Source organism: Chromobacterium vaccinii, assembly GCF_000971335.1.
Lineage (GTDB): Bacteria > Pseudomonadota > Gammaproteobacteria > Burkholderiales > Chromobacteriaceae > Chromobacterium > Chromobacterium vaccinii.
In genome coordinates this window covers 1-26,934 of sequence record NZ_JZJL01000044.1, presented here as the reverse complement: position 1 = coordinate 26,934, position 26,934 = coordinate 1, and the positions used below count along the sequence as shown (strand labels likewise).

Here is a 26,934-nt window from a genome sequence, read left to right as displayed (position 1 = left end):
ATGGCAAAATTACCAAAAATGCAGACTATCTCCTTTGGAAAGAAAAACCCCGGGTGCATACCCGGGGCTTAACGTCATCCGGTGACTCGGCTAGCGCTCAACCATGCAGCACGCGGAACCATTCCTCGTAATGGTCCTCCAGCCAGTAGTCTTTATCGAACCAGGCCTTCAGCGCATCGCCCTCCTTCGCCAGCGCGTCCAGATCATGCACCCGCGCGCGGATGGCCTCGATCCAGACGTCTGCCCGATTGGGCAGGCGGCATACCGGCGCGTCATTGGTCTGATACGGATAAATGTCGGTGCACACCACCGGCCAACCCAGCACGCCGTACTCCAGCAGCCGGAGATTGCTCTTCGCCTCGTTGAAAGGGTTGAGCTCCAGCGGCGCCACCGCCAGATCCAGGTTCAGGCTGGCCACTTTCGCGGCATAATCGGCGAAGGGCACCGCATGGTGCATCTCGGCCACATAGGGACGGAACTGCGGCAGGCACATGCCCATGAACACCCAGTCCACTTCCTTGTAAGTGGCGAGGATCACCTCGTGGATCAGCTCCAGATCGCCGCGGTGCTGGCCAGCGCCCACCCAACCGACTCTGGGCTTCTTGCCGGCGCGGCGCTCGGACTTCAGGTCGCCCCACACGCTTCTGCGCAGCCGGTTCGGCGCGATGACCACCTCGCCCACCATGTTCTGGATGAAATCGGCCAGAGGCTGGGTGGACACCACCGCAGCGTCGCACAACTTCAACACCCGGCGAAGGCGTTGCTTCGCGTCGGGGTAGTGGCGGGACCAGTGGTCGTACAGGCTGCTTTTCTCCGGCACGCCGCCCACCAGGTCGTCCAGGCCGAACACGATGCGCAGATCCGGAATGTACTTGCGGTAGGCATCCATCGTCTCATAGAGATAATCGCTGATGCCGGTATGCAGCAACACCGTATTCGGCGCCTGGCGGGCCAGTTCCACCACGGTGGGAATGCCGGCGGACGGCTGGTGGATCTCGCCATCCAGTTTGCCTTTTTCCTGCAGCACCGACAGCGGCTGGCTCAAACGGTATTCGCCGCTGCCGCCCGGCACCGGCACGCCCAGCACCCGCTTGCGGCCCGGCAGCTTCGCGTCCCAGGCGACGATGCGGTCAGATTCGATCAAGCCGCGTTTGTTGCGCAGCGACAGGTGGCGGTTGAAGCCGGGATCGTTCGCCAGCACCGGCAGCCAGCGCGCCAGCATCACCTCCATCTCCTCTCGCTCGCGCACCGCCGCCTTCAATGCGGGGCGCGGATCGGTGGTGACGCGGCCTATGCTCTTGGCGTGGTGGTGGTACAGCACCACGAACGGGTTGTAGACGTTGCGAAGGCCGGCCGCCTGGACCTTCAGGCAGAAATCGACATCGTTGAAGCAGACCTGCAGCTTCTCCTCGTCCATTCCGCCCACGAGCTCGTAGATCTGTTTCTCCACCAGCAGGCAGGCTGCGGTGACGGCGGAATAGTTCTGCATGGTCAGGCTGCGGTTCAGGTAGCCCGGGAACAGGTAATCCATGTCTTCGAAGATGTGGTCGGCCACCGAATACATCCCGCCGGGCATGCCCAGCACGATGCCGGCATGCTGCACGCGGCCGATCTCCGGATACAACAGGCGCGCGCCCACCGCGCCGACGCCCGGCTGCTGCGCGGTCGCCAGCAAGCGCTCCAACCAATGCGGAAACACCACTTCGGTGTCATTGTTCAGCAGCAGCAGGTATTCGCCGCGCGCCTCGCGCGCGCCGAGATTGCACTGGGCAGAGAAGTTGAACGGCGCATCATAGGCCAGGATGCGGATCCGGCCCGGATGGCTGGCCTGGATTCGCTCGTAGAACTCGAAGGTTTCCTGGTCTTCCGAGCCGTTGTCGACGATCAGCACTTCGAAATTCTGGTACGCCGTGGTGCCGAACAAGCCGGCCAGGCAGGGCTCCAGGCATTCCAGCTTGTCCTTGCTCGGAATGATCACCGACACCAGCGGCGAGGCCAGCAACTGGTACTGGTAATAGAAGGTGCCCGGCACCAGCCCCTCATCCACCGACGCCGGCAGACCGCAACGATTGATATGGCTCTCAAGCGCCACCCGTCGGGAGGCGTTGCCCAGGCGGTCGCTCTTGGAGTCCACCCAGGGCAGGGATACCAGCACGTCGTCGACATGGCCGATCGCGCCGCGGTCCCAGCGCTCGTACACGCGCAGCAGCGCATCGTAGCAATGCGCGCGCGGGTAGGCTTGCATGCCGCCGAGCTTGGCCAGCGTTTCCCGGTTGAACGCCACCGCGTAGCTGGTGTAGTCCATGGAACGCAGGTAATCGGGCGAGAAGTCCGGCAGGAAAGCCGGACGAAAGCGCCTGCCCATCGGCGAGACCACGTCATGATCGCAATAAATGGCGCCGTATTCCGGATGGATGTGAATTTCCTCTCCCAGACGCGCGAGCGCGTTGGGCTGCAAGCGCGCGCCCGCGGGCAATAGCATGACCCAGTCGGACGGCACATCGGCGATCACGCTGTTGATGACATCCACCACCTGCTGGTCGTTCTCCAGGCTATCTAGCTGCAGCCAGGCGAGCTGGGGATTGCTGCTGAAAATCGGGTCGGGTTCCGGCGTGTCGGAAATCACGATCAGCCGCCAGTTCCGGTACAGCACGTCCTCCATCGCGGAAAACGTTTCCGACAGCCGCGCCAGGCGGTTGCCAGGCGCCAGAACGATCAGGTTGAACATCGGCACCTGCTTCCAGGCCAGCATCATGCGCTCGGCAAGCTGCTCCGCGTGCACTTCCCGCAGTTGGCGGCGCTTCACCAAGCGCCGGTAGGCCTTCGAGCCGTCGATGTCGTTTTCGCCCAGATCGTATTGGATGATATGGCCGAACTGGGCCGGCATCTGGACTTTGAGGCCATCCGGCAACAATTCGGCGTACCGGGCCAGCAGATCGCCGACCCGCTGTTCCAGCAAGCGCTTGTCCAGCACATGGCGGCGGGCGGCCTCCGCCTGACGGACGCGCAACTCCGGATCGTCGATCAGCTTGCTGACCCCGGTCACCCATCCGTCTTCGGTATTCTCCGCCACCACCGCCAGGCCGCTGTCCTTCAGATCCGCATATGGCGGGACCTCGGACACGACCGCCGCCGCGCCGACCACCGCGTACTCCAGCCACTTGATGTCGGATTTGAAGTCGTTGAACTCGCTGCGCACCAGCGGGGCGATGCCGATATCGATCTTGAGCTTGGCCAGCTCCGCCAGGTATTCGTTGTAAGTGACGAATTCCGCCACCTTGCGCACATCCTTGATGCCGACGAAGTCCGGGGGCACATCGCCCCAGAACACGAATTTCACCTGGCCGGCGTACTCGTGATAAATCCGCTTCAACGCGGCGGACACCATTTCCACGTCCTTGCCGTGGGTGCTGGTGCCGGCGAAGCCGATGGTGATCTGGCCGCTGTGCGGCATAGGCTCCACCAGGCGTTCCGACGCCAGGCAATTCTGGAAGACGAAAATCTTGTCGTTGTAGGGCTTCACCTTCTCGACCAGCGCCTCGGTCGACACGGTCACCAGCGAACACTTGGGCAACAGCCATTCGATGCCGTCGAACGCCGGCTGGCACAAGTTGTACATCACGTGCTGCTCGGGCGTGTCCAGCAGCCAGTCGTCCGTTTCGTAGACCAAGGGTTTGCCGGACTCGACGATCATCTCCAGCACCGGCCTGAATTCCGGGTAGGGGAACAGCCGCTGGACGACGAACATGTCCATCGAGTCCACAAAATCCTGATCATCCTTGAATGGATAATCACCCTCGAAGCTGTACTCAACTTGATTGCGGAAAAGATGGGCATCCAGCACCGGCGACATCAGGCGGAGCGGATCGCCCAGCCGCAGCTTGAAGCAGGCTGCGTCCTGCAGGTCTCGGGTCAGAACGCCAATGCGCGGCTTGCGGGGTTGTTTTTCCACGTTATTTTCCTGTGATTTCATGGCTGAGGCTCGCTAGGAAATGAATGAATCCGGCCACTCCAAACAGCATAACAGATCGCGGCCGGACCGCGCCGTCAGCCACCGGGGGCGGCCATCCCTCCTTGCGGGCCATAAGGCAAAACATGGAGCGAAACCGCTCATTTCCAGCAGTTTCGCTCCATGGGTCCGGTCAGCAGACCGGGTTGGCTCAAGCGGAAGCCGCGATGATCTGGGCGTCGTCGGCATCCGCCATGGCCGGAGAGACCAGGACTTCCGCCAACAGGCCGTAATGCTCCGTCGACCAGTCGGCCGGATTGACGCCCTCCAGGCCGAAGATCCATGCCCAGCGTCCCCAGAACGGCGTCTGGATCGATTCCAGATAACTGGCATAGTGAAGCTCGGCCTCCCCTGCCCGCCCCCACTCGCGGTAGCACTTCGCCAGGTAATAATGGGCGAACGCATGGTCGCTCTTCAGACGCAGCACGTTCTTCAGCCCGCGCTCCGCCCAGGCGTAGTTGCCGCAGCGGATGTCGTAGTTATGGACAAAATTGAGATCCAAATTCATGAAGTACTGGTATTCCTGGATGAACTCGGCGCTGAAGTCTTCGGTATTGATGACCGCCGTCCGGTAGTCGGAACCCAGATCGTTGATCTTGATGTAGCCCTTCTCCTTGGAGATGTCGTGGATCTCGCTGCCGACGATGGGGCTGGCGCAGGCGATGTTGAACCAGTTGGAGGCGATCTCGCGCAGATTGCGTCGCGCCTCCTCCAGATCTTCCTTGGTCTCGCCCGGCATGCCGATCAGGATATTGGTGTTGGTGTAGATGCCGAGGTCGCGGCAGTCCCTGGCCACCCTCTCGGAAATCTTCATCTTCAAGGGCTTTCTCATCTGCTTCTTCAGCACCTTCTCGCTGCCGCTTTCCACCGGCAGCACCAGGTGGCGGACGCCGGCGTCCCAGAAGGCCTCCAGCATCGGACGGTCCAGCGCGTACAGCGTCAGGCCGTTCTGGTACACCGATTGCAGCTTCAGCGATTTCACGATCTCCAGGATCTTGTACACCCGGTCCGAATCGGCCATCAGGTGGTCGTCCTGGAAGATGACCGTCGCCGCGTCGTACTTCTCCACCAGGCGGGTGAAGTCCTCCTGCACGCGCGCCAGCGAGTGGTAGCGCATCGAGCGGCCATGGGTGCGGTGCGAGGCGCAGAAGGTGCAAAGGAAGGGGCAGCCGCGCGAGGTCATCACGTGAAAGCCGCGGGTCTTGTCCAGATTGTGGTAGGACGCCACCACCTGATTGATCTCGTGCTTGTCGATATCGCACAGGTCGTAATCGAAGAACGGGATTTCATCCAGATCGTCGATGAAGTCGTGCTTGGGCGCGAACAGCGCCTCGCCCATCACCTTGCCCCGGGTGATCCAGGCATCCGAGTTGGCCAGGAAGCCGCGCGGATCGTCCGACTCCAGCAAATGCAACATCGGCTTCTCGCCCTCGCCGAAGCAGAGGCCGTCGAAGAAAGTGCAGCCCATGTCGCGGTAGATCTGCTCGTAACTGTTGGTGGGGATGTTGCCGCCGCCGACCACGATGCTGTCCGGCCAGACCTCCTTCGCCACCCTGCCGCAATCCATGAAATTGGGAAAGGACGGGCTGAACAGCGAGGAGATGCCGACGAAATCGGGCTGGAAATCCTTGATCTGCTGGAAGAAGTGCCGGCACAAGGCCTCGAAACAATCGAAGGGCACCGCATCGAGCGCGTTCACCTCGGCGTTGAAATCGATAAGCTTCACGTCCAGCGACAGGAATTTCTTCAAGTACGCGGAGATGGACAGCGGTCCCAAGGGCAAATCGGTGCGGGGAATGTTGTAAACCTTCCCATCGCCTTTGGCCAGCTGCACATTGTAGTACTCGGGTTTGGTAAACGAGTCCCAGGAAATGTGCATGGGCACGACAAACAGCAGTTTCTTCATCCCACCCTCCCCGATCAACGGTCTGATCCTGGCGCCCTGCGCCGGACTCGCCATTCATCTGCAACGCTAACGATTTCACGAAAACCGGCTGCGGGCCCCTATCGCTCGGGCCCCGCCTCATCTATCCAAACGATCGCACCGCCATCCACCTGCCCGCGCTGAGCGGGATGGAACGATGCCGCATAACGCTTTATCGGCCGATGGCCTGCTGCCATGAGGACAAATATCGACCCAGCAGGCCATTTTCCCGCACCCAGGCCCGCAATTCGTCTCCCGCCCTGGCCGATGCCTCCGGATCGCCCGCCCATTCGCGCAGCGCGCGGCCCCAGCACGCGGTGTCATTCTCCACCTTTGCCGCCGGCGCCGGCGTGCGGCCCCATTCACCCACCGCGCTGCAGACCACCGGTATGCCGAGCGCGCCGTACTCGAGCAGACGCAAGGGGCTGGCCACCTCATTGACCAGCACGGCGGTCTTGGGCAGCACCGCCAAGTCCAGGCTCAGGCTGGCCAGCTTGGCCGGATAATCGTCGCCGGACAGATCAAACGGATGGTGTTCCGCCAGGCAAGACTTGAGCACATCGGGGCAGTCGCCCAATACGACCCAGTCGATCTCCCCGGCCGTCGCCAGGATGAGGCCGCTGAGCAGCAGCAGATCCGCGGCTTCGCCATGGGTTCCGGTCCAGCCGACCCTGGGCTTCTTGCCGATGCGGCGCAACGACTGCAGATTCTCCCAACGCGCCTCGTCCAACCCATCCGGCACCAGACGCACGTCCTGGGCGAAGCTGCCGACCATCTCGCGCAACGACTCGGTGGGTACGATGATCCTGTCCACCTCTCCCGCCAGGGCCCGCAAATGGGCCAAGCCATAGCGGACCGTCATGTCTGGCCCGCAATCCAGGCCATCCAGCGCCAGAATCGACAGCATGCCGGGCCGGCTCCGCCTCTGCCGGCGCTGCCACGCCAGGAAAGCCGGATCGAAGCGCACGGTCTGCAACAGCACATCCGGCGCCAGCCTCTCCATCTCCCCTGGACCCGGCATGCGCTGCGCGGCGGGAAACCTCGTCGCCAGGCACTGGTTGTCTTCCTCCAGACGCCCCAACGGCGCGCAGAGACGCCTCGCGCCGGCCTGCGACTCTCCCGGCAGCGCCAACACTCGCGTCCGCTCATGGAAATCGGTATCCCACTCCGGGGAAAACACGTTATCAAGCTGGAAGGCCTGCCCGCCTGTCAGGGCCAGGTGGCGATTATGGGAAGAATCCTGCGCCAGCCAGCCTTGCCAGAGCTGGGAAATGGCATCCGCGTCGCAGACGGCGGTCGCCGCCGGCGCGTCGATATCCGCCTGCCGGCCCGCGGAAACGAAAGGCGTCCACACCAGCCACTTGCCCGCCGCCCGGACTTTGAGCCCCAGATCGACGGCCGCGTTGAAAACATCCGGCAGCGAGACGTCGATGCCGCCGATCTGCTGGTAGAACGACCGGCCCATCATCAAGCAGTCCAGCAGCAGGCCGCCCGGGTTGTGCTCCACCGCCTGCCGGTTCAGATGGCCCGCGCCAGACTCGGCGGCGCCATCGAACACCGTGGCCGCGCCTTCCTCCGCCCCCAGCAACAGCGGTCCGCGCCAGATTTCCGCGCCGTTCGGCCGCAACAGCCGCGGCGCGACCGCGCCGACTTCGGGCCGCGCCGCCAGGCCGAGCAGCGCGGCGATCGCGCCCGGTTGCGCGATCTCCACCCGGCTGTCCACGAACAGCAGGTAATCGCCGCTCGCCGCCTCCGCGCCCAACTGGTAGCGCGCGGCCAGGCTCAGCGACGGATCGCAGGGCAGCAGCTTGGCGGAATCCGGCAGATCCGCCGCCGGGGCCACGGCGAGTATCTCGCATGGGAAACCATTCAGGCCTGCCAGCAACGCCTCGACGCAAGGGGCAAGATGGAAACCGCCGCCGGCATCCGCCGCCACGATGGACAGCTTGGCCCTCTCCGGCGCCGCGTAGCGGATGCGGCGGGTGCCGGGAACCGCGCCCGGCTGGATGCCGGCGTCGAGCCCCTGGCGCGACAGGTGGGCCGCCAGCGCGCGCTCCAGCGCAGCCGTCTCGGCGGGCTCGGACGCCGCCGGCAAATGCAGCAGCATGTCTGAGATGTGGCCGATGACCGCCGCGCCATAACGATCATGCACCCGCAGCAGGGCATCGTAGCCGTCCGCGCCGGGAGCCTCGGCGAAAGCGCCGACATCCTGCAGCGCTTCGCTCCGGAGCCAGACGCCAGGACCGACATAGTCGAAGCCGCGCAGCAGATCCAGATTGAAATCCGGCTTGAACGCCGGCTGGCTGCGCTTGCCGTCGGCAGCGATGACATCGCTGTCGCTGTAGATGGCCTGCCACTCCGGATACAAGGCGGCGTGGTCGCCAAGCGACAGCAGGGCCTGCGGCTCCAGCTCCGCCCCTACCGGCAGGATGCCTATCCAGTCGCTCGGCAGCGCGCCCAGCACCGCCGCGTACGCCTGGGTCAGCTGGTTGGCGTCGCGCACATTGTCTATGCGCAGCCAGCCCAGAACGTCGGAATACTGGAACACCGCGCTGGGCTCGTCGAAATCGGCGACGAAAATCAGCTGCCAATGCTTGTACAGCTGCTGCTTCAGCGCATTGATCGATTTGATCGCGTCCGGCCAGCGGTCGGACGTCACCGGCATCAGAATGATGAAGTGCGGCTGGCCGCCCCAGCTGTGGACCATCCGCTCCGCGTGCAGTTGGGCGGCGGCAGGCTTCAACGCATGCCTGGCGATCCAGGCATCGTAGCTCGCCTCTTCCGCGCTCGGCGCCGCGGCCGCCTGGAACGAAGGACACACCACTTCGTTCATCGCGCTTTGCGGCAGTTTCTGCGATCTGTCGATGAAGATTTCAAGCTGATTCAGCAGGTCGAGCTGGTATTGGTGATAGACCTGCTGGTATTCCAGAGCCTTGGCGTGCGCCGCGGCAATGGCTTCCGGCGTATCCTCGAAGGTCACCCCCGGCAAGGCCAGGCCCAGGGCCACCCCGGCGCGCTCCTCCGGCTTCTTGGAATACACCGTCTCCTTGATCACCACCGGGCAACCGCACAGCAGCGCCTCGGAAATGATCGCGGAGTTGGCGAAGGTGTACACCACCTTGCCCTGCCTCAGCAGCGCCGCCAGCTCCTCATGGCTTTGCGGCCAGTCGTAGGTGATGACGGTGGAGTCCTTGAACAGCTCGGGGAATTCCCGCTCCGCATGCTTGTAGCGGCCGGGATAAACCAGCGTCAGGTGCCGATCGGCATCGTGATGGTTGTCGTCGTTATTGAAGATGCCGGTATCGATGGAGGGGATGAAAACGTAGGACGGATCGGAGTACTTGGCAAAATCGACATAGTCCTGATGCCAGAAAACCAGCATGTCCGACGACGGATAATCCTTGGGGCCGCCAAGCAGGCCGGGATGGTTGAGGATGTAGCGCACCACCGCGCTGGCGTTGAGCGGGTTGCCGTGCACCACCTCGGGATAGACCACGATGGGAGACAGTTTGGTCGTCTTGTGGCGCTCGACGATGTCCGGGGTCAGGTAGGGCGTCCTGAGCTTGGGATTGGTCTCCGGCGAAAAGACATACGCCTCCTCGCCCAGCTTGTTCAAGTAATGGCACAGCAGGTGCATGGCGCGGACGCCGTTGGAAGTCCGCGTATAGCCTGGCGCGCAGATGTAATAAGGCCGGTGCTTCTCGTTGTAGAATTTTTTCTCGATCTGCATATTTTCTTGCTTTCGTGTATTCCTTGCGCCGAGCCCCGCCGCGGCCGCCTGGCTCCAGAACGCTAGCCGGAAAACGCAGCCAGACTTGCGGGGTCATGCTTGTAGAAACGCATCCGCCGAAAATCGGATGGCGTCGTCCAGCGATGTCCATGCATCAAGGCCCAATTCCGTCCGCGCCCGGCCGATGTCCGGCACATAGAGGCTGCGCACCGGGTTGCCGACGCTGGCGTCCGGGCGGCCGAGGATCCGCACCTCGATGCCCGGATTCAGACGGTCGCGCACCAGATGCGCCAACTCCGCGATGGTGACGATGCGATCCGATCCAACGTTGAAGACCGCTGCCTCCCCTTTGCGCTGCAGCAACATCATCAGCCATGCCGCCAGATCGCCCATATACAGGTAGGAACGCGCCGGAGAGCCGTCCCCATTGATGATGATAGGCTCTCCCCGCAACGCGCACCGGATGAAATTGCCGATCGCATAATGGATGTCCAGCGGCATGAAGGGGCCGACGAAAGCAAAACAGCGGGCGACGCTCAATTGCCAGCCATGGCGCCGCGCGTAGGCGGCGCACAGGAACTCCGCAGCGCGCTTGGCCTGGCCCAGCGCGGTGTCCGGGTCCATCGTGTCTGGCGCGACCGGATCGTCCTCCCGCAGCGGCAGGCCGCGCGGCGACGGGCCGTAAGCGGCACCGGAGCTGGTGAACAGGAAATGCCCGACGCCGGCCTCCGCCGCGAAATCCAGCACGCGCCGGGTGCCGGCCACCAGGGTGTCGAACTTGTTCAATGGGCTTTCGCCATTAAAGGTTTCATGAGCGGAAGTGGTGGCCGCGTGAATGACGTGGGTGAAGCGTTGCGCGGGAAACGCGAAATCGCGCACGTCGCCGACATGGAAGCGGATGGCCGGGTTAGCGGCCAAATGCGGCGCCTGCCGCGCGAACGCGTCCGGATCGCGGCTGAGCGCCAGCACGCGGATATCGGTCTTCAGCCGGGCATTGGCGTGGACGATGGCCTCCAGCAGCCAGCGGCCGAACCAACCGGTGCCGCCGCTGACGAACAGCGACGCGCCGCGCAGGTTTTCCCACACCTCGGGCTTGCGCGCGAGGATGGCGTCCAGATCGTCGTTCAGCGTGCGACGCGGCCGGGCGGCCGGGCTGACGGCTGCCATCCGGCCCGCCTACTCGGCCAGGACCACCAGGCCGCCGGCCCAGTACTCGGCCGCCATGTTCTGGTGAACGCGGCGGTTGAAGGTGAGGTCGTAGCCGTAAGCCTCGAAATGATAGCCGATGCCCTCTTTCTCGCTGTCCAGCCCCGCCAGCCACAACAGCGGCGGATAGCCATCCTTGCGCAGCAGCAGGTCGGGCGAGCCGATGAAGGCGGCCGCGGTGTCGTAGCCGCCCGCCAGCAGGAAATCCCCGGGCAGGCTGGCCATCTGTTCGATCGCCGCCGGAATCGAATACTCCAGCAGGCAGGGGAAGTAGACACCCACCACCGGACCGTTCGCCATCGCGTCGATCAAGCTCTGATGGCGCGAGCCTTCGGCCGGGGTCAGCTTGCCGGCCAAGCCGGCCTTGTAATGGTTGGAGAAGCTGTATTCCGGCAGCGCCTGGGCGTACGCCCGCTCCACCCCCGGCAGATAGCGGCTCTCCAGCGCCGCGCCGATGTCGTCGTGGCTGGCGGCCGGCAGCAGGAAGGGCATGTACGGGCCGTTGAGGATGCCGCGGGTGGCCTCGTCAGCGGCCAAGCGGGCCAGGATGGCGCGCGCGCGGCGCTCGAACTCGGCCGCGTCCAAGCCGGCGTCGCCCAACTGGCCGACGATGCGCTGATGGATGGCGGCGTAGTCCAGCGCCGGCTGGGCCGGCAGGAAATAACGCCGGGTCTGGCGATGGCAGGCGGCCTGGGTCGCCTCATGCGGCAGGCAGCGGCCGTGGGCGTCGAAACGCTGCGCGGTTTGGATCATGTCTGGTGCGTTCATCGGGTAAAGCCTTTACCGTGGTTCTGTGGGTCGTGCCGGCGTCAGTCGTGCAGCGAGTCTTCGTCGGAGAAGCCCTGTCCCCACGGCAGCGGCAGGAACTTGGCGCCCGCGGTCTTTTCCGTGTGGATCTTGATGAACTTGGGGTCTTCGCCGATCAGGCAGTCGGGGCGGTGCGGCCCCAGCCACGGGTTGCGCATGCCGCGCGCCAGCACTTCCTTCAGCGGCGTTTCGCGCAGATTGCCGATGGAGAAATCGATGTACGGGCACGGCGTCACTTCCATGGTCGAGGTAACGGTGATGATGCCCTTGACCGTGATGCAGCCCTTGTGAGAACCGTAGGAAGGCGTCATGTGAGTGAAGACGTTGTACTCCTTCTCCATCTGCCGCAGGATGTCGGCGTCTTCCTTGTCGATGACGAATTCCGGGTGCTCGGTGCAGGAACCGGTCGGTTTGGCGTAGGACACGTACAGGCCGAAACCGCGCTGGGTCGCGTATTCGCACATCTGGCGGAATTCCTTGCTCTTGGCCCGGCCCTTGACCAGCACGGTCGACAGGATCAGGTTCAGGCCGGCGTCCAGACAGGCGTCCACCGCGCGGATCACCCGCTTGTACGAGCCGGGCTTGTTGCGGAAGTTGTCATGGTCCTTCTCGACGAAGCTGTCCAGCGACAGCTGGATCTTTTCCACGCCGATCGACTTGAGATGCTTGGCGCGGTCCAGATCGAGGAACCAGCCGTTGCTGTCGACGATCACATAATGCTTGTCCGGATCGATGGCGGCGACGACATCGTCCAGATCCTTCATCACCAGCGGCTCGCCGCCGGTGATCACGAAGCGGGCAAGGCCCAGCTCGTCCGCCTGGCGCGACAGATTGCGGATGTCCTCGAATTCCATCTTGCTGCGGGTATCCACCACCTTGATCACATTCTTCAGGTGGCGGTCCATATAGTATTCGGCCGAGCAATGCGTGCACTTGAAATTGCACAGATAGCTCTTCTCCAGCCGGATGATGGGGCTGATCTCCCCGCGCTCTTCCATTTCAGCGATGCGCGCCAGCTTGGCGGCGATGTACGGCTTGCGCTGCGCGAGATCATTGCGTTTCGTCTGCTCTGCCTGGCTCAAAGCCAAGTTCGCGGTTTCCAGGGGAGCATTCATGTGGGTATCTCCAGATCTTTCCATCCTCGCCATCCGCGCAGGCGCCGGCAAGGCTTTTCAAGTATTTCGAGTGTATCAGAGAGGCTATGCCAGATTAGCGTGCCGCCCGGTTTTCTGTATGAGCATTTCTTATATGATTTTCGGCCTGCCCGAGCGAAACTTGAGCCGAGGGGAGCGGACTGCCCCCCTGCTCGCCATCGATGAAGGCCCGGTAAATCTCATGCACCCGGATCAGATTGTCCGGACAGCGCCGGTGCCAGGCCCAGTCTCCATCCCGGGGGGACGCCGGGTCGAACCGCCTCGCCTCGTCCGGCGGCGTCCGCAGCCGGCATTCGTGCAACAGCGAAATGAAATGCCCGCGGACGTCGCGGCTGTGATTGACGATCTCGTGCTGGCACAACGGACGCGGGTCGAAGGCTGCCTCGACGCCGAGCTCTTTGGCCGCCACCGCGGCGATGCGCTCGGCCGAGCTCTCCTTGAAACGGATAATCCCGCCGGGAATGTGCCAGCCCGGTCCGTAGAAGCGGTCGTGCCGCCAGGTAAGCAGCGTGCGTCCCTGATCGTCGCGGATCAGCAGGTCGACGTTGACCATCGGCGTCAAGCTGCTGACGAACAGGAATACCTCTTCCGGCAGGCCGTCCCGCGCCGATCCCACCGCCTCGCGCAGGGTTTCGATCGCCTGCAAGACGGCCTCCGGCGAAACCGATGATCGATGCGGCATGGCTACGCCTCCGGAGCAAGGGTTCGCAGCGCGTCGCCGTCCAGCATGGCGATGGCGACGCGCGCGCCGTGGCGGGCGCGGATCTGCCTCACCACTTCCGCACTATAGCTGGCCGCCAGCACGATCACCGCGTCCACCTCGCCGTCGTTTAGCCTCTCCGGCGGCACGATGGGCAGATGGGTGGCGGGCGTGTAGCGGCCCTGCTTGAACTGCGCGGAATCCAGCACATAGCGGATGCGGCCGGCGATGCCCATCAGGCTGATCAGCGCCAACGACTGGTGACCCGCGCCCCAGATCGCCACCCGGCCGGATTCGAAGCGGCCGAGGAAGTCGTCGAACGACGCGCGCAGCGCCGTTTCACAGGCGATCAGCCCGGACAGATTCTGCGGGCGGCGCTTTCTGACCGTGGCCGACAACACGTAGTCGTGCCAGGCGGCTCTGCAATCCAGCACTTCGAAGCCGTTGGCCTCCAGCAACCGGACCAACGTGCGCTCGGTGAAGTAGAACAGGTGGTCCGGGATGAACTCGGCGAACAGGCCCTTCTCGAGGATCATGTCGAAGTTGGGCACTTCCACCATGCCGACGGCGCCGTCGGCCAGATTGGCGGCGATGCCTTGCAGGGTCAGGTGGGCGGCGGGGATGTGCTCGAGGAAATTCAGGATCATGAAGCCGTCGAACGGGCCGGCCGCCAGCCGCGTGTCCGGGCCGTCGACGAAGCCTCGCTCCACCCGCAGGCCGGCCTGATGGCAGGCCTCCACCGACGCAGGCAGATGCTCGACGCCATAGGCGTCGGCGCCGGCATCGGCCAGCAAGGACAGGTATTCGCCGCGGCCGCAGCCGACTTCCAGCACCTTGCGCCCCGCCAGGCCGTGGTCTCTCAGCCAGCCACCGAACTGCTTCAGGCGGAAATCGCGCATCTCCGGCGAGATGCCGGCGGCGCGGATCACGTCGCGCCAGTACGGCACCGGCTCGGCATCCAGTTGGACCAGGCCGCAGCCACCGCATTGGCGCAGCGCCAATTCCACGCCGCGGTCGGCGGACAGCTGTTCGGCGGTCGGCAGGCCCTGGGCCGCGGCCGGCATGTCATGCTGGACCAGCAAGGGCTCGGCAAAAAGCGGCTGCGCGCAGATGCGGCAATGGTCGACGGCGGCCATCGCTCAAACGCCTCGCTTGGCGGCTTCCGACGCCGGCAACAGCGGAATCAGCATTTCCGCGCGCAACTGCTCCAGCGGCAGCAGCGGCGACATGTCCTCCAGCGGCATCGACAGCATCGAGCCATCCGGCTGCGGCAAGGCGGCGGCCTTGGGCTGCAGCGTTTCGTTCTCGTTCAGCCGCACATCGCACAGTATCGGGCCTGGGTGAGCCATCACCTTGGCCAGCCCTTCCGCCAACTCCTCGACGCGGGCTATGCGCAGCGCCGGCAGGCCGTAGGCCTCGGCCAGCGCCAGCGCGTCCGGAATCAGCACGCCGGCTTCCGGCCCGGTGCCGACGTAGCGGCTGTCGAAATAATTGCGCTGGGTGTTGCGGATGGAGGCGTAGCCGTTGTTGTTCATGATGAACAGGCGGATGGGCAGTTGCAGCGCCTTCAGCGTGGCCAGCTCCTGCAGGTTCAGCTGCAGGCTGCCGTCGCTCTCGACCGCGATCATCGGCTGGGAACCGTTGCCGAGGCAGGCGCCTATCGCCGCCGGCAGGCCGTAGCCCATCGAACCGAGACCCGAAGTCAGGAACACGCGCTGGCCCGGCTTGTTGCGGAACACGGTGTAGAACACCTCGACCGCGAGGCCGGAGCTGCCGGTGGAGATCAGCGTGTTCTCCGGCGCGGCGTCGGACAGCGCGTCGACAAAATGGTAGTGGCTGATCTGGCCGCTCTTCGGGAACGGCGCGCCGTCCTGCACCGGGTAGCGGCGCTTCCAGTCGGCGCAGCGGTCCAGCCACGGCTGCCAGCGGGCCTTGGGCAGGCGCTCGCCATCAGCCAGCAAGCCCTCCAGACAGGCTTTGGCGTCCATCGCCAGCGGCAGATCGATTTCCATCTCCAGCTTGGCGATCTCTGCGGCGTCGACGTCCACCACCACCTTGCGCGCGGCGCGGGCGAAGCCCTTGGGGTTGTAGGCGGTGAGGATGTTGTCGAGACGGCTGCCGATGGCGATCAAGAGGTCGCAGTTCTGCACCGCGAAGTTGCCGGGCCGCAGCGCCACCACGCCGGGGCGGCCGGCGCACAGCGGGCTGTCCCACGGCACCAGGTCCATCGCGTTCCAGGTGGCGGCCACCGGCACTTGCAGCTTCTCGCTCAACTGGCGCAGCGCGTCGGCTCCGCCGGCGATGCGCACGCCGTGGCCGGCCAGGATCAGCGGCCGCTCGGCCTGTTTCAGCAGATCGGCGATGGCCGCGACATAGTCTTGCTTGACCGGCGCGGCCTCCGCCTCCGGCTGCCAGCCGGGCAGGCAGGAAGGATCGATGGGCGCGGCCTGCACGTCCAGCGGTATGTCCAGCCACACCGGGCCGGGACGGCCGCTGTGCGCCAGATGCAGCGCCTGCTCCAAATGCTGGCGGATGGCTTGCGGATCGGTGACGGTGACCGCGTACTTGGTCACCGGGCGCGCCATGGACACCACGTCCACTTCCTGCACGCCCTTCTGGCGCAGGCCGCTGCCTTGCAGCAAGTCGGCGCGCTTCACCTGGCCGGAGATCACCAACAGCGGCAGCGATTCGATCCAGGCGCCGGCCACCGGCGTCAGAATGTTGGTGGCGCCGGGGCCGGTGGTCACCATCGCCACGCCGGTGCGCTCGGCCAGCCGGCCGTAGGCCTCGGCGGCGATGCCGCAGGCCTGCTCATGGTGGCAGTGCACCGCGCGGATGTCGGGCTGCTGCGCCAGCGCGTCGTTCAGGTGCATCGCGCCGCCGCCAGGCAGCAGGAACACGTGGCGCACGCCGCGCGCGGCCAGGAAATCCATCACGTAGTCCGCCAGGCGGACGAGTTTTGCGGCCATGTTTACATCCAGTAGGTCAGGCGGGTCTTGCGGTCCTTGTTGGCGCTGACCCGCTCGTCGGTATAGTAGGAATCGTCGACATAATGGGTGGACGAGATCTCCTCGAACACCACGCCATTGCGGCTATGGAAGCGGTGGCGCACGCCGCGCTGCACGGTGATGACGTCGCCGGCCTGCGCCTGGCGCTCCTCGTCGTCCAGCCAGATGGTCATCTCGCCGTACAGCACGATGAAGGTTTCTTCCTTCTTGTGGTGGTACTGCTCCGGATGGGTCTGGCCCGGCAGCATCACGATCAGCTTCTTGCAGTACTCGCGGTTGACCACGGTCACCATGGTCAGGCCGTATTCGTGGAAATGCTCCATGCCGTAATGGTGGGAGATTTCCAGTTCGGAACGGCCCGGCACCACGATCTTGCCGCGCTTGAACAATGCCTTCACCGCCTCCACCGCCTTCTGCACCTTGTCGCGCAGGTTCACCGGCTCCATATCGGCGGCCATGATGGGCGCGTCGGCGGCGATCGGCGTCTTGGCGGTGTAGCGGACATATTTGGACCACTCGTTGGCGGTCAGCTGCCCTTCCACCGGCGGGAAGGCGAAGGTGACGTTGTCGGCGCTCAGCGCCTCGCCGGCGGCCACCGGGCGGGTGGCGAACACGCCGCGGCGCAGCGAGCGCAGGCTGGCTTGCTCGGTTTCCGACACCGCGTCGTCCTCGCCATCGCCCAGCATCGCCAGCGCGCGCGCGGCGGCGGCCAGCCAGCGGCGGACCTGTTCCGGATTGGCGGAGTAATTGTTGATGCCATACTGGTCGGTGGGCAGGCCCACGTGTTTCTCAAACACCGTCGCGCCCTGGGCGACCGCCAGCATGATGGGCTCCATCAAGTCCGGGTCTTCGTGGGTGGAGTAGCCGATGCGCACGCCGGCATACTGCTGGCGCAGCGCTTTGATCCGCGACAGGTGCAAATGGTCGTCCGGCGTCGGGTACTCGGCCACGCAGTGCATGATGGTCAGGTCTTTGCCGCGATGCAGCATGAAGCTGACCACCTTGTCGATGTCCTCGCGCCGCGCGCCGGCGGTAGACGCCACCACCGGCTTGTCGCTGCGGGCGATGCGCTCCAACAGCGGCCAGTCGGTGAACGAGCAGCTGGCGATCTTGATGATCTCGATGCCGTGTTCTTCGATCAGATCGACCGACTCCTCGTCGAACGGGGTGCAGATCGCCTTGAAGCCGTTGGCCTTCATCTCGGCCACCAGCTTCTGCATCTGCTCCGGCTGCAGCCGGGTCTCCTCGAAGCGCTTGACGTATTTGACGTCGTCGCGGCCCTTGAAGCTGGAGTGGATGAAGGTGTCCAGATTGCGATACTGCAGCTTGAAGCCGAAGTCGAAATCGAAGCCCTGGCAGGACTCGCGGATGGCGCGGATCAGCGCGACGCCGTGCTCGACGTTGCCCATGTGGTTGTTGGCCATCTCGAAGATGAATAGCGGCTTGCTCATGATGGGCCTCTCCCTAGTCGAAGTTGGCGCCGAGGAAGGTTTCCAGCTTCTCGACGGTGAAATCCAGCATTTCCCGGCTCAGGCCCGGATAGAGGCCGATCCAGAAGGTGTCGTTCATGATGCGGTCGGTCACCGGCAGCGGCGTCGCGCAGCGGTAGTTCCGGCCTTGCATATAAGGTTGCCGGGTCAGATTGCCGGCGAACAGCAAGCGGGTGCCGATCCGATGCTGATCCAGGTAGTGCAGCAGATCGACGCGGCTGACCTGGGCCTCCGGCTTCAGCGTCAGCGGGAAGCCGAACCAGGACGGGTCGGAGCCCGGCGTCGCCTCCGGCAGCACCAGGAATTCGGCGCAGCTTTGCAGCCTCTCGCTCAGATAAGCGAAGTTCTGCTTGCGCGCGGCGATGAAGCCCTCCAGCCGATCCAGCTGGGCCAGGCCGCAGGCCGCCTGCATGTCGCTGATCTTCAGGTTGTACCCCATGTGGGAGTAGGTGTACTTGTGGTCATAGCCACAGGGCAATTGACCTAATTGCCATCCAAAGCGCTTGCCGCAGGTATTGTCCTTGCCCGGCGCGCAGTAGCAGTCTCGGCCCCAGTCGCGCACCGATTCCATGATCAGCCGCAGCTGCGGATCGCGGGTGAACACCGCGCCGCCCTCGCCCATGGTGATGTGGTGGGCCGGGTAGAAGCTCAGCGTGCCGATGTCGCCGAAAGTGCCGACCTTTTGGCCGTTGAAAGTGGAGCCCAGCGCGTCGCAGCAGTCCTCCACCAGCCACAGGCCGTGCTTGCGGGCGAAGGCGGCCACCTTGTCCAGGTCGAACGGATTGCCCAGCGTGTGGGCGATCATGATGGCCTTGGTGCGCGGCGACAGCGCGGCTTCCAGCAGATCGGCGTCGATGTTGTAGGTCGGCAGTTGAACGTCGACGAACACCGGCACCGCGCCGTTCTGGATGATGGGGTTGACCGTGGTGGGGAAGCCCGCGGCCACGGTGATCACTTCGTCGCCCGGCTTGATCGCGCGCTCGCCAAGCCTAGACGAGGTCAGCGCAGTGAAAGCCACCAGATTGGCCGACGAGCCGGAATTGACGGTCAACACGTGCGGCAGGCCTATGAATTCGCCCAGCCGGGTTTCGAAAGATGCGTTGAAGCGGCCGGTGGTCAGCCAGGCGTCCAGCGCGGCGTCCACCATGTTCGCCACCTCGGCGGCGCCGACCACCTTGCCGGACGGCGGCACCGCGGTCTGGCCGGGGATGAACTCGGCCTGGGCCAGGCGCGCTTCGGCGTATTGACGCACCAGGGCGAGGATGGCCTCTCGGCTTGTGTCAGTCATGTCTTGCTCTCTTTGCTCAGCCGCGCGTATAGGCTGAGATCTGCTCTAAGGTAAAGGCCTGCATGTCTTCGCCGCGCAGCCAGGCGCGGTGCCAGTCCAGCGTGGCCGACAGCGCCGCCTCCAAATCCCAGCGAGGCGTCCAGCCCAGTTGCTGGCGCGACTTGGCGCTGTCCAGCCGCAGGGTCTGCGCTTCATGGGGATGATCACCGCCGTCGCGGTGCCAGCCGGCGGAGCCGCCCCATTGCCGCGCCAGCGTGTCGGCGATCCAGGAGACCGGGCGGTTGCTGTCGTCGGCCGGGCCGAAATTCCAGGCCGACGCGGCATCGCCCTGCCCCGCTGCCAGCCGCTCGGCCAGCCTCAGGTAGCCGGCCAGCGACTCCAGCACATGCTGCCAGGGGCGGATGGCGCCGGGGCTGCGGATGGCTAGGGAGCGGCCCTCGGCGAAGGCTTGCAACAAGTCGGGCACCAGCCGGTTGGCCGACCAGTCGCCGCCGCCTATCACATTGCCGGCGCGCGCGGTGGCGATGGGGGCGCAGCCCGGGTAGGAGCGCCGGTAGGCGGCGCACACCAGCTCGGCGCAGGCCTTGCTGCTGCTGTAGGGATCGTGGCCGCCCAGCGCGTCGCTCTCGCGGTAGGCCCACGGCCACTCATGATTTTCGTAACATTTGTCGGTGGTGACCGCCACCACCGCTTCGACGCCCGGACAATGGCGCACCGCGTCCAGCAGGTTGGCGGTGCCCATCACATTGGTCGAGAAGGTGCCCAGCGGGTCGGCGTAGCTGTGCCGCACCAGGGGTTGGGCGGCGAGGTGGAACACGATGGACGGGCGACAGGAACAAACGGCGTCGGCCAATGCCGCCGCGTCGCGGATGTCGGCCAGCGTCGTCGCGGTCCGGCCGCCGACGGCGGCGGCATCGAACAGCGACGGCGAGCGCTCCGGCGCCAAAGAATATCCGTGCACTTCTGCGCCCATGGAGGCCAGCCACAGGCTGAGCCAGCCGCCCTTGAAGCCGGTGTGGCCGGTCAAAAAGACCTTGCGTCCGCGCCAGAAGGCCGGGTTCACCACAGCTTCCACGGCGCCTCCCCGCTCTGCCACAGCTCCTCTAGCAAGGTCTTGTCGCGCAGCGTGTCCATCGGCTGCCAGAAACCGCTGTGTTCATACGCGGCCAGCTGGCCGCGGCTCGCCAGCGTCTCCAGCGGCTCCGACTCCCACACGCAGTCGTCGCTGTCTATCAGATCCAGCACCGATGGCTTCAGCACGAAGAAGCCGCCGTTGATCATGCCGCCGTCTCCGCGCGGCTTTTCCTTGAAAAACTCCACCCGCTCGTCGCGGATCTCCAGCGCGCCGAAACGGCCGGGCGGATGCACCGCGGTGACGGTGGCTTCCACGCCCTGGCTGCGGTGGTACTCGACGGCTGCGGTGATGTCGATGTCGCTGACCCCGTCGCCGTAGGTGAAGCAGAAGTCCTGCTCGTTCTCCAGGTGCCTGCGCACCCGCCCCAGCCGGCCGCCGGTCTGCGTGCTTTCGCCGGTGTCGACCAGGGTCACCCGCCACGGCTCGGCGTGGCGCTCGTGCACGAACATCTGGTTGTTGCTCAGATCCAGCGTGACGTCGGAAGTGTGGAGGAAATAGTTGGCGAAGTATTCCTTGATCACATATCCCTTGTAGCCCAGACAAATGATGAAATCATTGATGCCGTGGGCGGAGTAGATTTTCAGGATATGCCAGATGATGGGCTTGCCGCCGATCTCGATCATGGGTTTGGGGCGAAGATGGGACTCCTCGCTGATGCGCGTACCAAGACCACCGGCCAAAATCACGGCTTTCATACATCTCTCTCTTGTTGCGCCCGGCGTATATTAAATGGATTTGATAATCCATTCCAATGTAAATCAGGCTTTCGCAAGGCTGGATCGGCTTTCTGGAGGGCATTCCGCCTGCGGCTTCCAGTCAGTTTATGCCAGATCGCGCGCCGGAGCCGGCAAGCGGCACCGAGAGCGCGTCCATTGCGGCTTTTATCGGCGCGAACGGCGAAGCACTTGAGCCGGAGATGGAAGCGGCTCGCAGAAAGGCGAGCGCTCCGCTCCGGACAGGACTCCGCCGGTCGACTGGATGAAGGGTCCGCGCCGCGGGAAATCAGCTGCCGAAACAGGCCTGCAGGATATCCATCATATCCTGCACGCTCTTGGCCGCCACGGCCGGGTCGAACTCCACCCTGCGCTGATGTCCCTTGCCGGCAGCCCAGTTGCTGACCAGGCACAAGTGGGCGTAAGGCAGCTCCAGCTCGCGCGCCAGCGCCGCCTCCGGCATGCCGGTCATGCCGACGATGTCCGCGCCGTCCCGTTCCAGCTTGAGGATTTCCGCCGCGCTCTCCAACCGCGGCCCCTGGGTGCAGGCATACACGCCGTCGTGCACGCCGCTGATGCCGGAACGCTGAATCGCCTCGCGCAGCCGGCGGCGCAGATCGGCGTCATAGGGATTGGTGAATTCGGCGTGCACCACCGGCCGCTCCGGCCCTTCGAAGAAGGTGTGCTTACGCCCCCAGCTGTAATCGATGATGTCGTGGGGCACCACCAGGCGCCCCGGCGCCATGTCCGGACGAATGCCGCCCACCGTGCCGATGGCGATCACGCCTTTGATGCCCTGGTTGTGCAGCGCCCAGAGATTGGCGCGATAATTGATATCGTGCGGCGCCAGCGAATGGCCGTAGCCGTGGCGGGCGATGAAAACCACATTCTGACCGGATAATTTGCCGAAGGTCAGCGCGCAGGAAGGATCGCCGTACGGTGTGCGCACTACCTGGCGATGCGTGACGTCCAGTACCGGCAGCTGGGCCAACCCGCTGCCGCCGATGATAGCCAACATATTCGTTCCCCTTGTTTTCCCGCGCGGGCATCGACCGGATCGCTCCAGGTCTAGAGACGGTCTCACCCGCTTTCTTTCACTTGCCGTCTGCTTGATTATGTCTGAATCCCGCCATTTCAGGATAGTGCGCGGTGCGCGCTCAGCCGGGCTTTCATCGCCATCGCCGACAGACCGATGAAAGACGATGCCGCCGCCTAAGCGCATGCCCCCATTTCAAGCGCGGGCGGAATCGCCGCCACGGAATCCCTGCATCTGGCGCGAATGGTTTCGGCGCGCGCCGCCCATAATCCATGCCAATCGGCATTTTAAACGGCAAACCCAACCCATGAAGGATACATAAATCACGCCTTGCCGATAAGAATGATAATAGTTATCATTAGCAAATGAACACATATCCTCCTCAGACCATCCCGGTGAAAGCGGCTCCTCCCGCATCACCGCCGTTGCTGCACAGCCGCCAGCTGTTCGGCGACGGCCGCGAAGTGCTGATCGAGCATCAGGGCGAGATCTACCGCCTGCAGCTCACCCGCAACGGCAAACTGATACTGATCAAATAAACAACCGCAAGCCAGCCGACAGCCAGCCAGCGGAAACAACAACGACACTGGAGTTTCCATGGCCCTGTTCCGAGCCACCCCGCTGGTATTGAGCCTGGCTGCCGCCTGGCCCGCTTTCGCCGACACCGCGCCGACGATGGAGACCGTTCAGGTCACCGCCCACCGCAGCGAGAAGCCGCTGGCGGAAACCGCGCCCAACGCCACCGTGGTGTCGCGCCACAAGCTGGACGACCGCCTGATCCGCGACATCGCCGACGTGGCGAAATACGAACCGGGCGTCGACGTGGCGACGGATCCCAGCCGCCGCGGCAACGCCGGCTGGACCATACGCGGCATCGACGGCAACCGCATCCTGATGCTGATCGACGGCGTGCGCCTGCCAGAGGGTTACAGCGGCCGGCCAGGCATATACGAATCGGGACGCGACGCCGTCGAACTGGAAACCCTGCGCGCGATCGACATCGTCAAAGGCCCGACCTCCAGCCTGTACGGCTCGGACGCCATTGGCGGCGTCATCGGCTACCGCACCCTGACGGCAGACGATTTTGTCCCGGAAGAGAAAGGCGTGGGAGGCAGCATCAAAACCTTCGGCGCGTCCGCAGACCACAGCTGGGGCGCGGCAGGCGCCGTCGCCGCCAAGTCGGAACGCGGCGACCTGTTGCTGCACTACACCCGCCGCAACGGCCATGAAACGGAAAACCAGGGCCAAAACGCCATTCAGGGCCCCGGCCGGACCGAACCCAATCCCAAAGACTGGCACAGCGACAATTTCCTCGCCAAATTCGGCGCCAACGCCAGTGCGAGCAACCGGCTGGAATTCACGCTGGAACAATACCAGCGCTCCGCCGATGCCGATCTATTGAACCAGATCACCGCGCGCGCGCCTTACAGCCAGGCCCAGGACCACACCAAGCGCACCCGCGGAACCGTCGCCTGGAAAGCCAAGCAACTGGGGCCGCTGGATGAGCTGACGCTCAAGGTTTATGGACAGCGTCTGGAAAACAGCGATAAGGACATCAGCGGCGTAGCCAACGGCAACCGCACCCTCAACGACTACAGCTTCGAGCAGAAAACCGTGGGTCTGAGCCTGGACGCGGTGCAGAACTTCCAGGCTCTGAACGCGCAACATCAGTTGCTGTGGGGCGTCGACCTCAGCAGCAGCGACACCTCGCGCCCGCGCAGCAAATACGCGATCACGGCGAACAACGCGTCCTCGCTGATGCCGGGCTATCCGAGCAAGCTGTTCCCGGACAGCAAATCCGACCGCCTGGGCCTGTTTGTCAGCGACGATATCAAGTTCGCCAACGGCATCGTGGTTTCGCCGTCCTTGCGCTGGGACCGCTACAAGATGCGCCCGGAGATGGACGCCGCCTACCTGCTTAACAATCCCAATCCGCAAACCGTGCCGTCGTTCAGCGACCAGGCGTTCTCGCCCAAGCTCGGCATCAGCCTGCCGCTGGCCGACAACTACACCGCCTTCGCCCAGCTCAGCTCCGGTTTCCGCGCGCCGCCGTTCGACCAGGCCAATATGGTCTTCGTCAATCGCGGCATGGGCTATGGCTACCAAGTGATAGCCAACCCGAACCTGAAATCGGAAACCAGCCGCGGCATCGAACTTGGTTTGAAAGGCAAGTGGAACAGCTTCGACTTTGCCGCGACCACGTTCTACAACCGCTATCGCGACTTCATCTCCCTGGTCACCCTGCCCCCCGCCAACGGCCTGATGACCAGCCAATACCAGAACATCGGCCGGACCGACATCAAGGGGGTGGAAGGCAGGATCAACTGGCGCTTCGCCCCGGGCTGGAGCACCAGCGCCTCGCTGGCCTACGCCCATGGCCGCAACCTGCAGGACAACACCCATCTGCGCGAAGTGGCGCCGCTGACTGCGGTTTGGGGAGCGCGCTATGACTCCGACCGCTTCGGCGGCGAAGCGCTGCTGCGGACGGCTGCCGCCAAAAAGACGGACCAGCCGGGCCAATTCGGCGCGCCGGGCTACGGCACCCTGGACCTGACCGCCTACTGGAAGCCGGCGAAACAGACCGTCATCCGCGCCGGCGTCTTCAACCTGTTCGACAAGAAGCACTGGAAAGACGCCGACGTGCGGAATGTGTCCAGTAGCGACCCGATTGATCTGTACACCCAGCCCGGCCGCAACTTCAGCGCCAGCGTCGAATACCAATTCTGATCCACCCCGCGGGCGGCCGCGCCGCCTGCCGCACCCACAGGAGAACACCATGAGCCAGCTATGGGACCGCTACCAAGCCCTCAAAGCCAGCCAGCCCAAGCTGCGCGCCCGCGACGCCGCCGTCGCGCTGGGCGTCAGCGAGTGCGAGCTGGTGGCCGCCGATCCGGCCGCCACCCCGCTGCAGCCGGAATGGCAGGCCATCCTCGCCGCCCTGGCCCCGCTGGGCCGGGTGATGGCGCTGACGCGCAACCACGCCTGCGTCCACGAGACCAAGGGCGATTACGCCAACGTCGAGTTCAACGGCAAGGTCGGCCTCGCCATCAACCCGGTGATCGACCTGCGCATCTTCCTGTTCCACTGGCGCCACGGCTTCGCGGTGCTCAGCGAGACGCCCCGCGGCGTGCAGCGCAGCCTGCAGTTCTTCGACCGCCACGGCGAGGCGGTGCACAAGGTGTACCTGACCGCCGACAGCGACGTCGCCGCCTACGAAGAGCTGGCGGCGCGCTTCGCCGCGCCCGCCGCCGCGCTGGAACTGGAGCCGGCCGCCGCGCCAGCCGCCGAGCAATCCGACGACGCCATCGACCGCGACGCTTTTCAGGCCGAATGGCACAGCCTCAGCGACGTGCACGCCTTCCACCCCTTTCTGCGCCGCTGGCGGGTATCGCGCCGCCAGGGCTTCCGTCTGGCGCCGCCGGGACAGGCCTGGCGCGTGCGCGAAGACGCGGTAGAGCAGCTGCTGCGCCGCGCCGCCGCCATCGAGGCGCCGATCATGGTGTTCGCCGGCAACGGCGGCATGATCCAGATCCACACCGGTCCGGTGCGCAACGTCCAGGTGGTCGGCGACTGGCTGAACGTGCTCGACCCCAACTTCAACCTGCACCTGCGCACCGACCTGATCGCCGAAGCCTGGGTCACCCGCAAGCCGGGCGACAACGGCGTGGTCAGCTCCCTCGAGCTATTCGACGAGCGGGGAGAATCGCTGGCCACCTTCTTCGGCGAGCGCAAGCCGGGCCGCCCGGAGCGCGCCGAATGGGTGAAGCTGCTGGGAGAACTGCCGCCGCTGGAGAAAGCCGATGTCGCGTAAGCCCCTGCTGGCCGGCCTGCTGCTGGCGGCGCTGCCGCTGATCGCCTCCGCCGCCGAGCGGCTGGTGGTGGTGACGCCCGACATCGCCGAAATCGTCGTCGCGCTGGGCGCGGCCGGCGAGGTGGTGGGCCGCGACCGCGGCAGCAAGGAAGCCGAACTGGCCCACGCCCAGGTGGTGGGGTTCTCGCGCGCGCTGAACGCCGAGGCCATCGCCAAGCTCAAACCCACCCTGGTGCTGGGCAGCGCCGCCGCCCAGCCGCCTATGCTGTGGCCGCAGTTGAAGAAGCTGAAGCTGCGCGCCGAGGAAGTCAGCGCCCGCGAGGATGGCCGCGACTTCGCCGAGGCCATCCGCAAGGTGGGCTCGCTGCTGGGCCGCGACGCCGCCGCCGCCAAGCTGGCGTCCGACTGGCAGCGCGGCATGCAGCCGCGCGCCGGCCGCGCCCTGCGTTACCTGGTCAGCTACGACGGCAGCCTGGTCGCCGGCAGCGAGACCGCGTCCGACACGCTGATCCGCGCCGCCGGCGGCGTCAACGCCGCGGCCGGGCTGAACGGCTTCAAACCGCTGGCCCGCGACGCCTGGCTGGCGTTGAAGCCCGACGTGATCATTCTGGGCAGCCACACCGCCGCCGCTTACGGCGGCAAGGACGCCTTCGCCAAACGCCCCGAGATCGCCGCCACGCCGGCCGGCAAGCAGGGACGCATCTATCTGCTGCCGCCGCAGCAAGGCATGCTGATCGGCCTGGGCAGCCCGGAGGTGGTCGAACGGATGGTGAAGATGTGAGCGGGGCCCGACTGCTGTGGCCCGGCCTGGCCGTCGCCAGCGTGGCGCTGCCATTGCTGGCGCTGTCCAGTTCCGCCGGCCAGATGTCGTGGCCGAATCTGGGCGACCCGCTGGTCGCCGAGCTGCGCCTGCCGCGCGTGAT

18 protein-coding genes are annotated in these 26,934 nt (G+C 65.0%); 4 read left to right on the top strand and 14 right to left on the bottom strand.

What is annotated here, in order from left to right:
* Positions 1-97: 97 nt before the first annotated feature.
* The 14 genes from VL52_RS18305 to VL52_RS18240 all read right to left on the bottom strand — a co-directional run bounded on the left by VL52_RS18305 (position 98) and on the right by VL52_RS18240 (position 22,182).
* Positions 98-3,952, bottom strand: a complete 3,855-nt coding sequence (locus VL52_RS18305; RefSeq protein ID WP_235429330.1) for a glycosyltransferase — start codon at positions 3,950-3,952, stop codon at positions 98-100.
* A 208-nt stretch (positions 3,953-4,160) separates the two neighbouring features.
* Entirely contained in the window at positions 4,161-5,915 is a 1,755-nt protein-coding gene (locus VL52_RS18300; RefSeq protein ID WP_235429329.1) for a B12-binding domain-containing radical SAM protein, read from the bottom strand.
* Between the two features lie 190 nt (positions 5,916-6,105).
* Positions 6,106-9,663, bottom strand: a complete 3,558-nt coding sequence (locus VL52_RS18295) for a glycosyltransferase (RefSeq protein WP_046158381.1) — start codon at positions 9,661-9,663, stop codon at positions 6,106-6,108.
* A 93-nt stretch (positions 9,664-9,756) separates the two neighbouring features.
* Entirely contained in the window at positions 9,757-10,830 is a 1,074-nt protein-coding gene (locus VL52_RS18290) for an NAD-dependent epimerase/dehydratase family protein (RefSeq protein ID WP_046158380.1), read from the bottom strand.
* 9 nt (positions 10,831-10,839) lie between these two features.
* Entirely contained in the window at positions 10,840-11,637 is a 798-nt protein-coding gene (locus tag VL52_RS18285; RefSeq protein ID WP_082107219.1) for a hypothetical protein, read from the bottom strand.
* A gap of 41 nt (positions 11,638-11,678) precedes the next feature.
* On the bottom strand, positions 11,679-12,791 hold the full coding sequence (locus VL52_RS18280) for a radical SAM/SPASM domain-containing protein (protein ID WP_046158378.1): 1,113 nt from the start codon (positions 12,789-12,791) through the stop codon (positions 11,679-11,681).
* A gap of 94 nt (positions 12,792-12,885) precedes the next feature.
* A complete protein-coding gene (locus VL52_RS18275; RefSeq protein WP_235429328.1) occupies positions 12,886-13,476 on the bottom strand; it encodes an NUDIX domain-containing protein in 591 nt (196 codons plus the stop codon).
* 38 nt (positions 13,477-13,514) lie between these two features.
* Positions 13,515-14,666, bottom strand: a complete 1,152-nt coding sequence (locus VL52_RS18270) for a class I SAM-dependent methyltransferase (protein ID WP_046158376.1) — start codon at positions 14,664-14,666, stop codon at positions 13,515-13,517.
* A 3-nt stretch (positions 14,667-14,669) separates the two neighbouring features.
* A complete protein-coding gene (locus tag VL52_RS18265) occupies positions 14,670-16,499 on the bottom strand; it encodes a thiamine pyrophosphate-binding protein (RefSeq protein ID WP_046158375.1) in 1,830 nt (609 codons plus the stop codon).
* A 2-nt stretch (positions 16,500-16,501) separates the two neighbouring features.
* Positions 16,502-17,989 (bottom strand): N-acetylneuraminate synthase family protein, encoded by a 1,488-nt coding sequence (locus tag VL52_RS18260; protein ID WP_046158374.1) that lies wholly within the window; start codon positions 17,987-17,989, stop codon positions 16,502-16,504.
* A gap of 13 nt (positions 17,990-18,002) precedes the next feature.
* Entirely contained in the window at positions 18,003-19,316 is a 1,314-nt protein-coding gene (rfbH, locus tag VL52_RS18255) for a lipopolysaccharide biosynthesis protein RfbH (RefSeq protein ID WP_046158373.1), read from the bottom strand.
* 16 nt (positions 19,317-19,332) lie between these two features.
* Positions 19,333-20,391: a CDP-glucose 4,6-dehydratase gene (gene rfbG / locus VL52_RS18250; protein ID WP_046158372.1), complete on the bottom strand. Its 1,059-nt coding sequence runs from the start codon at positions 20,389-20,391 to the stop codon at positions 19,333-19,335.
* Positions 20,376-21,146, bottom strand: coding sequence for a glucose-1-phosphate cytidylyltransferase (gene rfbF, locus VL52_RS18245; RefSeq protein ID WP_046158371.1), 771 nt, complete (start codon positions 21,144-21,146; stop codon positions 20,376-20,378). Before rfbF ends, rfbG begins: the two co-directional genes overlap by 16 nt.
* A gap of 307 nt (positions 21,147-21,453) precedes the next feature.
* Positions 21,454-22,182, bottom strand: coding sequence for an S-methyl-5'-thioinosine phosphorylase (locus VL52_RS18240; protein ID WP_046158370.1), 729 nt, complete (start codon positions 22,180-22,182; stop codon positions 21,454-21,456).
* 383 nt (positions 22,183-22,565) lie between these two features.
* Between VL52_RS18240 and hemP the strand changes: the two genes are divergently transcribed.
* Genes hemP through VL52_RS18220 form a run of 4 tightly spaced genes read left to right on the top strand, consistent with a single transcriptional unit; the run spans position 22,566 to position 26,792 of the window.
* Positions 22,566-22,739 carry a hemin uptake protein HemP gene (gene hemP, locus VL52_RS18235; RefSeq protein ID WP_046158369.1) on the top strand — a complete coding sequence of 58 codons (174 nt, stop codon included), beginning with the start codon at positions 22,566-22,568 and terminating at the stop codon, positions 22,737-22,739.
* 58 nt (positions 22,740-22,797) lie between these two features.
* Positions 22,798-24,927: a TonB-dependent hemoglobin/transferrin/lactoferrin family receptor gene (locus tag VL52_RS18230; RefSeq protein ID WP_046158368.1), complete on the top strand. Its 2,130-nt coding sequence runs from the start codon at positions 22,798-22,800 to the stop codon at positions 24,925-24,927.
* 49 nt (positions 24,928-24,976) lie between these two features.
* Positions 24,977-26,011: a hemin-degrading factor gene (locus tag VL52_RS18225; protein WP_046158367.1), complete on the top strand. Its 1,035-nt coding sequence runs from the start codon at positions 24,977-24,979 to the stop codon at positions 26,009-26,011.
* Complete coding sequence (locus VL52_RS18220) at positions 26,001-26,792, top strand: heme/hemin ABC transporter substrate-binding protein (protein ID WP_046158366.1); 792 nt, start codon at positions 26,001-26,003, stop codon at positions 26,790-26,792. Before VL52_RS18225 ends, VL52_RS18220 begins: the two co-directional genes overlap by 11 nt.
* Positions 26,793-26,934 lie beyond the last annotated feature (142 nt).

What these genes read in the sequence shown, in the direction of transcription:
- rfbH (WP_046158373.1), bottom strand. Translation starts at nt 19,316, where the DNA reads ATGACTGACACAAGCCGAGAGGCCATCCTCGCCCTGGTGCGTCAATAC.
- VL52_RS18280 (WP_046158378.1), bottom strand. Translation starts at nt 12,791, where the DNA reads ATGAATGCTCCCCTGGAAACCGCGAACTTGGCTTTGAGCCAGGCAGAG.
- hemP (WP_046158369.1), top strand. Translation starts at nt 22,566, where the DNA reads ATGAACACATATCCTCCTCAGACCATCCCGGTGAAAGCGGCTCCTCCC.
- VL52_RS18260 (WP_046158374.1), bottom strand. Translation starts at nt 17,989, where the DNA reads ATGAGCAAGCCGCTATTCATCTTCGAGATGGCCAACAACCACATGGGC.
- VL52_RS18225 (WP_046158367.1), top strand. Translation starts at nt 24,977, where the DNA reads ATGAGCCAGCTATGGGACCGCTACCAAGCCCTCAAAGCCAGCCAGCCC.
- VL52_RS18270 (WP_046158376.1), bottom strand. Translation starts at nt 14,666, where the DNA reads ATGGCCGCCGTCGACCATTGCCGCATCTGCGCGCAGCCGCTTTTTGCC.
- VL52_RS18300 (WP_235429329.1), bottom strand. Translation starts at nt 5,915, where the DNA reads ATGAAGAAACTGCTGTTTGTCGTGCCCATGCACATTTCCTGGGACTCG.
- VL52_RS18295 (WP_046158381.1), bottom strand. Translation starts at nt 9,663, where the DNA reads ATGCAGATCGAGAAAAAATTCTACAACGAGAAGCACCGGCCTTATTAC.
- rfbF (WP_046158371.1), bottom strand. Translation starts at nt 21,146, where the DNA reads ATGAAAGCCGTGATTTTGGCCGGTGGTCTTGGTACGCGCATCAGCGAG.
- VL52_RS18240 (WP_046158370.1), bottom strand. Translation starts at nt 22,182, where the DNA reads ATGTTGGCTATCATCGGCGGCAGCGGGTTGGCCCAGCTGCCGGTACTG.
- VL52_RS18265 (WP_046158375.1), bottom strand. Translation starts at nt 16,499, where the DNA reads ATGGCCGCAAAACTCGTCCGCCTGGCGGACTACGTGATGGATTTCCTG.
- VL52_RS18290 (WP_046158380.1), bottom strand. Translation starts at nt 10,830, where the DNA reads ATGGCAGCCGTCAGCCCGGCCGCCCGGCCGCGTCGCACGCTGAACGAC.
- VL52_RS18230 (WP_046158368.1), top strand. Translation starts at nt 22,798, where the DNA reads ATGGCCCTGTTCCGAGCCACCCCGCTGGTATTGAGCCTGGCTGCCGCC.
- VL52_RS18220 (WP_046158366.1), top strand. Translation starts at nt 26,001, where the DNA reads ATGTCGCGTAAGCCCCTGCTGGCCGGCCTGCTGCTGGCGGCGCTGCCG.
- VL52_RS18285 (WP_082107219.1), bottom strand. Translation starts at nt 11,637, where the DNA reads ATGAACGCACCAGACATGATCCAAACCGCGCAGCGTTTCGACGCCCAC.